This window comes from Clostridia bacterium, assembly GCA_028698525.1.
GTDB lineage: Bacteria > Bacillota > Clostridia > JAQVDB01 > JAQVDB01 > JAQVDB01.
This window is the reverse complement of sequence record JAQVDB010000006.1, coordinates 39,186-46,810: the sequence shown is the minus strand read 5'-3', so window position 1 is coordinate 46,810 and position 7,625 is coordinate 39,186. Positions and strand designations below refer to the sequence as shown.

Here is a 7,625-nt window from a genome sequence, read left to right as displayed (position 1 = left end):
TAAAATAGATGTTGACGTACACGAAAATATATTCTATAATAAGTAGTGCCGAAGGGGAATAGCTCAATTGGCAGAGCGACGGTCTCCAAAACCGTAGGCTGCGGGTTCGATTCCTGCTTCCCCTGCCAAAAAGACACCGAAAACGGTGTCTTTTTTATACCTTCAACTCGACTTCTAGCCCTAAAACATCCTCGTTTTCTTCTAGTATGGGATTGACAAAATGCTTGATAAATTCTACTACTTGTTCAGGAGCACGTCCGATAAAATTTTTAGGATCCAAAATATTATTAAGTTCAGAAGCGGATAAATTAAAGCTTTCATCTTTGCTTATCCTTTGAATCAGATCATTTTCTTTTCCAAATTCCTTTACCATCCTAGATGACTGCATTGAGTAGCGCCTTATCTTTTCATGCAATTCTTGTCTATCCCCTCCTTTTTTAACTGCCTCCATCAGGATATATTCGGTAGCCATAAAAGGAAGCTCTTTTTCTATGCGGTTTTGTATTACTTTAGGATAGACTATCATACCGCTTGATATATTTATATAGATATTTAATATCGCATCCACCGCAAGGAAAGACTCGGGTATTGAGATCCTTCTATTAGCTGAATCATCTAGCGTTCGCTCAAACCACTGGGTAGAAGCTGTTATTGCAGGATTTAAAGCCGATACTACTACGTATCTTGCCAGAGAAGATATTCTTTCGCTTCTCATAGGATTTCGCTTGTAAGCCATGGCAGATGAACCTATTTGTTTGTCTTCAAAGGGCTCCTCTACTTCTTTAAGGTTTTGAAGCAATCTTAAATCGTTGCTAAATTTATAACAACTTTGGGCTATCCCGGAAAGCGCGTTTAATATGATGCTATCTACCTTCCTAGTATAGGTTTGTCCTGTGACAGGAAAAGTATCATTAAAACCTAGTTTTTGTGCAATCATCTTATCCAGCTTTTTTACTTTTTCGTGGTCACCGTCAAATAATGTTAAAAAGCTTGCCTGAGTGCCGGTAGTGCCTTTAGCACCTCTTAACTTCATATTGTTTATTACACTCTCAATCTGTTCAAGATCAATGAGCAAATCTTGAATCCAGAGGCAAGCCCTTTTTCCAACAGTAGTTAGCTGGGCAGGTTGAAAGTGAGTAAAACCAAGTGTAGGCATATCATAATACTTGATTGCGAACTTTGATAGAGCATTTATGCAGTTAAGGAGTTTTTTCTTTATAATTAAAAGTGCATCCTTAAAAATAATCAGATCAGTATTATCTCCGACGAAACAGCTAGTAGCACCTAAATGGATGATAGGCTTTGCTTTCGGACATTGCGTACCGTAGGCATAAACATGTGACATTACATCATGTCTTACTTCTTTTTCTTTTTTTTGTGCAACATCATAGTTTATCTCATCTTTGAAAGCTTTCATCTCATTTATTTGTTCCTCGGTGATGTTTAACCCTAATTCCTTCTGACTTTCAGCCAAAGCGATCCACAGAGAGCGCCAGGTAGAAAATTTATTGTCATCAGAGAATAATTCTAACATTTCATCACTTGAGTATCTGGTAATAAGCGGATTTTGATATTTGTCGTACATTTTTACCTCCTTCTATTGTAAAAAAGCTTCTATTCTATCTAACCCTTCTTTTATATTTGAATATGATGTAGCATATGATAGTCTTACATAATTATCATTTCCAAACGCAATTCCCGGAACAACTGCCACCTTGCAATTATCAAGCAGTAAATTTGAAAAATCAATTGAATTTTTAATCATCGTTCCTTTTATTTTTTTATTTATATATGATGATATGTCCATCAATATATAAAAAGCTCCTTGTGGTTTTATGCTGGAAAGACCGGGTATAGCATTGATCCTTTTGTATATATAGTCTCTCCTTTCTTTAAATTGCTGCACCATATTTTTGATTGATGAATTTCCATCTTTTAACGCAGCTATACTTGCATACTGAGCTATGGAATTTGGATTAGATGTGGCATGACTTTGAATATTTGCCATAACTTTCACTATTTCTTCATTAGCTGCTGCATAGCCTATACGCCATCCTGTCATTGAATAAGCTTTGGACATACCATTTATAGTGATAGTCAGATCTTTTATATCGGGACCAAAAGAAGCTATACTATAATGCTGTTTATCGTATATTATTTTTTCGTATATTTCATCTGAAATAACGTATAAACCATGTTTAACTGCTATGTCCGCTATTTCCTCTAAAACTTGTTTTGAATACACAGTACCCATGGGATTTGATGGGCTATTTATTATTATTGCTCTAGTTTTGTTGTTGATTTTTCTTTTTAAATCACCTATATCTAATCTGAAATTGTTGCTAGCATCTGTTGCAACAAATACGGGCAAGCCATCGGCTAGTTTAACTAGTTCAGGATAACTAACCCAATATGGTGTAGGTATCAACACTTGATCCCCTGGGTTCAATATAGCTTGGAAAGTGTTGAATAGCGAATGTTTAGCGCCGTTAGAAACAACTATTTGGTTGACATCATAGTTTAACCTATTTTCCATATACAACTTTTCTGTAATAGCTTGTTTAAGTTCTATTAATCCAGAGGCAGGGGTGTATTTTGTAAACCCTTTCTTTATTGCCTCAATAGCTATGTCCTTTATATAATCAGGTGTATCAAAGTCAGGTTCGCCTGCACCAAAACCTATAACATTGATCCCCTCTGATTTCATTTGTTTAGCTTTAGCGGTAATAGAAAGCGTAATAGATGCTTCTATTTTTTTTGCTTTTTCTGATAAATACATATAAAACCTCCTTTTTCCTTCACAGTATAGCATATATTATCTATATAATGCAATTAAAAAAATAAAAATTTCATAATTCATTTTATTGACAAATAAACTATATGCATTATATTAATGGGAGGTTCTATATTTTTTTAGTTTTAAAAACGTATTATAATCAATGCCAACGTCGCCTATGGTGGGCATTCCATCATACATCTCTCCATGAAAATCAGTCCCGCCTGTAATTAAAAGATTATTTTTTTCAGCCACATTAAACAGATGGTCAGTTTCTTGTTTTGAATGTTTGGAATGGTAAACTTCCATTCCTGCTATACCTGCATCAATAATATACTTGATTATATGTTTTTTATGTATCAAGCCTGGATGTGCAAGTACTGGGATGCCTTTGCTCTGGCGTATTATTTTAATTGCATCTTTAGGATGTAGCTTATATCTTTGTACATATGCAGGACCACCTGGTAATAAATATTTGTTAAATGCTTCTTCAGTTGAGCTTGCTAATCCTTTTTTTACTAGCAGCCTGGCGAAATGAGGTCTCCCTATTGCACCATCTTTTGAAATCTCTTTTACATCATCCAATGAAAAATCAAATCCTAAATGGTTGAATTTTTTTAACATCCTTTTGGCTCTTTCCAACCTAGCATTAAAAAGTTTATCCAGCCATGATAAGAACCTTGTATCGTCAATATCCATATAATAACCTAATATATGGATCTCTATGTCATTTATATAGGTGTTTATTTCCACCCCCGGTATTAACTCTATATCTTTTATATTATCACATTTTAAGCCTTGTCTATAGCCATCTACAGTATCATGATCAGTTATCGAAATAGCCTTTATTCCTTTTTTAATTGCCCAAGAGATCACTTGGCATGGATCTAGCAACCCATCTGAAGCTGTAGTATGAACATGTAAGTCCACTTGTGCCATTTAGTAAACTTCCTTTCAGCTGATAATTTGTTTTAATATTCTCATGTAGTTTTGATAAAATATTTTTTTTATATTCTGTTCATTATAATTCATTTTAAGCATAGTGTCTATAAGAACGGACATGCTGCTGTAATCCTTGATCCCTGAAGGAAGGAGATCTATCCCGTCAAAATCTGAACCTATTGCAACATGGTCAACCCCTACAAGGGAGCAAATATATTCAATATGATTTATAATATCATATATATTAGCTTCTTTAGAGTTATTTAAAAATAAGGGGAAAAAATTAATACCAATCAATCCTTTTTTGCTTGCTATGCCTTGTATTTGGGAATCAGATAGATTTCTAATATTATCGCATATTTTTTTGCTATTAGAATGAGATGCAATAACAGGTGTATTGGAACAATCCAACACGTCCCAAAAGGAGCGTTCTGCCATATGCGACACATCAATTATCATCCCTAAATCATTCATTTCTTTTATCACTGATTTTCCAAAGCTGCTCAATCCATTATCTAGGTTGTGCTCATATACACCACATGCAATTTGGTTTTTATAATTCCAGGTAAGGCCTATCTCTCTTACACCTAAATTATAGAAATCGTGCAAAAGCCTTATATCATTACCTATCGCTTCTCCCCCCTCTATTGACAATATTGCAACTATCTTTTCTTCAGGTTGAGCATTTTTAATATCGTCATAACTTCTAGCGATAGAGATGCTATTATTATTCTCTTCAATCTGGCTAAAAAAATAATGAATTTGTGAAAATACTTCGCTAAAGGTATCTTTGATTTTGTTTTTATCAACAAATGCTGCAAAAAATTGTATGTTTGCATTTGACTGTTTTAACTTTTTTATATCTACATGATAATTATTATGATTTAGACTTGATTTTGAATTATATATTTTACTCATTGTATCACAATGACCATCGATTATTCTAAACAACAAAATCAACTTCCTTTCAAAAAAAATTAAAACCTATTCGTAGGTTTTAATTTTTATATAAAATAAGTTATCTTGGCTGAACAATCAACTTGATGGCCGTCCTCTCCTCACCATCGATTTCGATATCTGTGAAAGCAGGTATACAAATCAGGTCGACTCCGCTGGGAGCTACGAAACCTCTAGCGATAGCTACTGCTTTTATTGCCTGGTTCAGTGCTCCGGCCCCTATAGCCTGCATTTCTGCATTGCCTCGTTCTCTTAAAACCCCTGCTAAAGCTCCTGCTACTGAATTTGGATTTGATTTTGCTGATACTTTTAATACTTCCATTTAACATATACCCCCTCATTTGTAAAGCATTATTTCATATCTTTGTTTAACTGTTATATTCTACAAATTTATAGAAAACCCTTTTTTTAGAGAACTTTTTTATAAAAAATTCCTTTTTATTCGTATATCTTCAAGATCCTTTTAATGCTTTGGGGTTTAGAGGTATCATCATCAATATTAACTATTATTGCGTTAACTTGACAAGCACCCTTAGCGATCTTATATCTTGCAGGTAGTTTAGTTTTAAATTTTTTGATTATAATGTCCATATCTACTCCTAATACGGAATCATATGGACCGGTCATACCAACATCTGTAATATATGCTGTTCCCTTTGGAAAAATCCTTTCATCAGATGTTTGAACATGTGTATGAGTCCCAAATAAAATGGATACATCTCCATCCAGCATTCTGGCTAAAGCAATTTTCTCTGCGGTAGCTTCTGCGTGAAAGTCTATAATTATTATATCTGCTTTATTTCTTAAGTTTTCAATCTGTTTTTCTGCAATCATGAATGGGCAGTACAAGTTATTCATAAAAACATTTCCTAATAGATTCATAATTGCCACAATTTTAGATTTTATTTCTACAAGATAAATATAATTACCAGGGGTCCCAAGGGGATAATTTGCCGGCCTTATTATACGTGGCTCATTATCTATAAAATCAAATATCTCTCTATTATCCCATACATGATTTCCCATTGTAATGGCGTCTATTCCATAGCTAAACAATTCATCAGCCACTTGTTGTGTTATTCCATTACCCCCTGCTGCATTTTCTCCATTCGCTATTATAAGATCGATTTGTTCTTCACTTTCTATTTTGTCTAAAAAATCTTTGGTTGTTTTTCTCCCAGGTTTCCCAACAATATCTCCTATTATGAGTATATTCAATATTTTTCTCCTTTCTAATCTACAAACAAAAACTTTTTAAATTATGTTTATATGTATTCAACAAAATAAGAACAGTATGCAATTGCATACTGTTCTTATTTTGCATATTCAATTGCTCTTGTTTCCCTTATGACGTTCACCTTTATTTGCCCAGGATATTCAACTTCATTTTCAATATTTTTTACTATTTCCCTAGCAACTTCTACTATTTCATCGTCATTTACAGAATCCGGTTTTACTAAAATCCTAATCTCTCGTCCAGCCTGAATTGCATATGACTTTTCAACGCCTGCAAATGAATTAGCAATCTTCTCTAGTTTATCCAGTCGATTGATATAGGCTTCTAACGTTTCCCTTCTAGCACCTGGTCTTGCAGCAGACAGAGTATCCGCTGCTTGTATTAGAGCAGCTTCTACAGTAACAGCTTCAATATCTCCGTGATGAGCAAGTATTGCATGTACCACATCATCACTTTCTCTATATTTCTTGGCTAGCTCACCACCAATTTTTACATGTGAGCCCTCTCTTTCATGATCTACTGCTTTACCAATATCATGTAGAAGTCCTGCCCGTTTAGCGAGCTTTATATCACCATTTATTTCTGCGGCCATCATACCGGCTAAATGGGATACCTCCAATGAATGTCTTAATACATTTTGTCCGTAACTAGTTCTGTATTTTAGTCTTCCCAATAGCTTTACCATTTCAGGATGTACACCATGGACACCTGTTTCAAATGTAGCTTGTTCCCCTTCTTCTCGGATTTTGCTTTCTACCTCTTTTTTAGCTTTTTCAACCATTTCCTCTATCCTAGCAGGATGTATTCTTCCATCTACAATAAGTTTTTCTAAAGCTATTCTTGCAATTTCCCTTCTTATAGGGTCGAAACCAGAAAGAATAACTGCTTCAGGAGTATCATCAATTATAAGATCTATACCTGTTGCTGTTTCTAAAGTCCTTATATTTCTCCCTTCACGGCCTATTATTCTTCCTTTCATTTCGTCGTTAGGTAGCGGAACTACAGAAACTGTAGTTTCAGCAACATGTTCAGCTGCATATTTTTGTATCGCACAAGCGATTATTGATTTTGATTTTTTATCAGCTTCTTCTCTTGCCTGAGCTTCAACCTCTTTTATCATTTTAGCAGCATCATATTTAATCTCTTTTTTAATATCATTAAGCAATAATTCCTTGGCTTCATCAGAAGTTAACCCGGACAATCTTTCCAGTTCTTCTAATTGCTTATGGTAAAGCTTTTCTGTTTCCTGCTGCGTTCTCTGTACATCTTTTAACTTTTTACTTAGATAATCTTCCTTTTTTTCTAGGTTATCAGACTTACGGTCAAGATTTTCTTCCTTCGAAGTTAAACGCTTTTCCATTCTCTGGAGTTCGTTTCTCCGTTCACGACTTTCCCTGTCAAATTCATTTCTAAGTCTATGAACCTCTTCTTTAGCTTCTAAAAGTAACTCCCTCTTACTTGCTTCTGCATCTTTATTAGCTTCTTCAATTATCCTTTTGGCATTTTCTTCGGCAATTGCGATCTTTGCTTCTGCAATATATTTTCTATATATATACCCACATACATAGCCAATGCCTAAAGCCAATGCTGCAGTTAAAACTACGTATATTGCTTTAATCCTTAACACCTCCCTGTAACTATTATACTTACAAAAGAATTAATAGAGCAAAGGAGGCTGTTAATCAAAATTTATCTAAAATCAATTTTTAATGG

The 7,625-nt window shown here is 34.3% G+C and carries 7 protein-coding genes and 1 tRNA gene; 1 reads left to right on the top strand and 7 read right to left on the bottom strand.

Translation table 11 applies throughout. From position 1 onward, the window contains the following. The first annotated feature begins 52 nt into the window (after positions 1-52). Positions 53-128 (top strand) — tRNA-Trp (locus PHP06_01705). A gap of 26 nt (positions 129-154) precedes the next feature. On the opposite strand, the gene purB is transcribed toward PHP06_01705, so the two are convergent. The 7 genes from purB to rny form a co-directional block, all read right to left on the bottom strand. Beyond that, complete coding sequence (gene purB, locus PHP06_01700) at positions 155-1,585, bottom strand: adenylosuccinate lyase (GenBank protein ID MDD3839275.1); 1,431 nt, start codon at positions 1,583-1,585, stop codon at positions 155-157. A gap of 12 nt (positions 1,586-1,597) precedes the next feature. Then, complete coding sequence (locus PHP06_01695) at positions 1,598-2,779, bottom strand: pyridoxal phosphate-dependent aminotransferase (protein ID MDD3839274.1); 1,182 nt, start codon at positions 2,777-2,779, stop codon at positions 1,598-1,600. Positions 2,780-2,890: 111 nt separating this feature from the next. Next, positions 2,891-3,715, bottom strand: coding sequence for a PHP domain-containing protein (locus tag PHP06_01690; GenBank protein MDD3839273.1), 825 nt, complete (start codon positions 3,713-3,715; stop codon positions 2,891-2,893). 15 nt (positions 3,716-3,730) lie between these two features. Beyond that, entirely contained in the window at positions 3,731-4,672 is a 942-nt protein-coding gene (locus PHP06_01685; protein MDD3839272.1) for a dipeptidase, read from the bottom strand. A 64-nt stretch (positions 4,673-4,736) separates the two neighbouring features. Further along, a complete protein-coding gene (locus tag PHP06_01680) occupies positions 4,737-4,997 on the bottom strand; it encodes a stage V sporulation protein S (GenBank protein ID MDD3839271.1) in 261 nt (86 codons plus the stop codon). Positions 4,998-5,113: 116 nt separating this feature from the next. Then, positions 5,114-5,893, bottom strand: coding sequence for a TIGR00282 family metallophosphoesterase (locus PHP06_01675; protein MDD3839270.1), 780 nt, complete (start codon positions 5,891-5,893; stop codon positions 5,114-5,116). 95 nt (positions 5,894-5,988) lie between these two features. Further along, positions 5,989-7,530, bottom strand: coding sequence for a ribonuclease Y (gene rny, locus PHP06_01670; protein ID MDD3839269.1), 1,542 nt, complete (start codon positions 7,528-7,530; stop codon positions 5,989-5,991). Positions 7,531-7,625: the final 95 nt, after the last annotated feature.